At 63.8% G+C, this 1,712-nt stretch carries 3 protein-coding genes; all 3 read left to right on the forward strand.

Going from position 1 to position 1,712, the window contains the following annotated elements; translation table 11 throughout:
• A partial coding sequence (locus tag FKP22_RS29440) for a helix-turn-helix domain-containing protein (RefSeq protein WP_310733393.1) occupies nt 1-208 on the forward strand: 208 nt, incomplete at its 5' end.
• Between the two features lie 200 nt (nt 209-408).
• Nucleotides 409-624, forward strand: coding sequence for a hypothetical protein (locus tag FKP22_RS29445; protein ID WP_141291740.1), 216 nt, complete (start codon nt 409-411; stop codon nt 622-624).
• A gap of 12 nt (nt 625-636) precedes the next feature.
• Nucleotides 637-1,620: a DUF6976 family protein gene (locus FKP22_RS29450; protein ID WP_141291742.1), complete on the forward strand. Its 984-nt coding sequence runs from the start codon at nt 637-639 to the stop codon at nt 1,618-1,620.
• The last annotated feature ends 92 nt before the right edge of the window (nt 1,621-1,712 follow it).

A 1,712-nucleotide genomic window follows, 5' to 3' on the forward strand; every position in this document is an offset into this window, starting at 1 on the left:
GGTGCTGCGCATCGGTCCGACGGCCCACCTCAACGGCACGGAGCGCCAGTTCGGCAACGAGCCGCCGGACGGTGAACGCGAGCGCTTGATCTGGGCCATGGAGCAATGCGCCTGGGTCCAGGCCAAGGCCGCGCGGCTGCTGAAGGTCACGCCGCGCCAACTGGGCTATGCCCTGCAGAAGCACCGCATTGAAGTGCGCAAGCTCTGAGCGGCGGCGCCGGTGGTGCTCGCGCGGTGACTGCGTTCACCTCACCGCGCCGAAATCGTTCGACATTTGATCTGGCGCAAGAGCGAGTCTGTTTGTTGGACTGACCCATCAACTCGTCGGCCCCCCGCGACGATATGCCCGATGTCCCCCAGCGAAGCGACATCACGCATCCGGACAACATCCTTAGAAGGAGGCACATCATGGCTGTTCCAACGATCACACACGCCTGCTGGCAACGCCTTGCAGGCGGTGCCCTGGCAAATCTGAAAACCCAGCACTTGGGCATCCAGTTGCTGACCAAGCGGCTTCAGCGCAGCACCGATCCGCTCTCGGTCAAGGCGAGCGAGCTTCACGCGTTCTTCGCCAAGTGGGAGCGCGTCCTCCCCAATGAAATCCAGCAACTCACCCATCTTTGATCGGATACCGCCATGAATGAACTGATTACTGTGGCGGCCGCCGCCGCACTCATCCGCCGCGGTGTGCCACTGAGCGTGGCGGGCCCGGAGGCCGCACTTGACCAACTGCCCGCAGGCAATTGGATCGGTGGCACGATTCCTTACTTCATGGTCGCCGATGGCGGCACCGTCGTGACCGATGACAGGGTGTTCGTCACCGACCTGTCGCACATCGGTCAGGTCCGGATTGCTTGTTATGGTGCCGACGAACTGGCCGGCATCGTCGGCCATGCGCCGGACAACGGTTTCTCGCTGACCATCATCCCGGCGGGCGGGCAGACGCTCCAGCGCTTCTCTGCCGAGGCCGCGAACTACCCGGACGCCTTCCTCAAGCCCACGGTGGGTTGGATTGCCGGCGTGCACCTCTCCGACCTGGCGCACGCGACGCCGAAGGTCTACGACGGGCGCACTGCCGCCAAGCACGAGGATCGCGCGGTCGTGGCCTATGTCGAGCTGCCGGCAGACAAGATGGCGTCGTTGGAAATCGTCAATCTGTTCGAGCCCGGCAGTGGCGACGTGCTGCGCTTCCATGACACCTCGTTCCATGTGCGCGAGTGCGAGGTCAACGGCGAGCGCGTGAATTTTGTCGACTATGTGCGTCGTGTCGGCCTGGACCACGGCAAGCTGCCGATGGTGGGTGATTTCGCTGGTGCGCACCTGAACGTCTCGCTGCAGGGCATCGACGACGCGCAAGGGGTCGTCAATCTGTACGCGCCTGTGTTCACGGGCGTGGACTATCGCTTCGCCAAGCCGGTGGTCGACTATGCCGCAGCATTTCGCGCGCGCCTGGCCGAGGTCGATTCGAAGGGCGTGGTGATGGGCTGCAACTGCATCCTGAACTTCGTCTTCGGCGAACTCGAGGGCAAGGCCATCGGGGGCGTGCAGGGTCCGGCCACCTTCGGTGAGATCGCTTATCAGCTTCTCAACCAGACCATGGTGATGATCCGCGTCGACTGACGACTGCGGGATGGACCGGGCATTGACCCCGGTCCCATCACCTATCCGAGCACCACCGGAATCGTCAACACGGCCCGGCGCCCGATCTGTGC

It is taken from the genome of Ideonella azotifigens (genome assembly GCF_006519715.1).
In the GTDB taxonomy this organism is placed as follows: Bacteria; Pseudomonadota; Gammaproteobacteria; order Burkholderiales; family Burkholderiaceae_C; genus Ideonella; species Ideonella azotifigens.

Coding starts and splice junctions, on each gene's coding strand:
- FKP22_RS29445 (WP_141291740.1), top strand. CDS start 409: ATGGCTGTTCCAACGATCACACACGCCTGCTGGCAACGCCTTGCAGGC.
- FKP22_RS29450 (WP_141291742.1), top strand. CDS start 637: ATGAATGAACTGATTACTGTGGCGGCCGCCGCCGCACTCATCCGCCGC.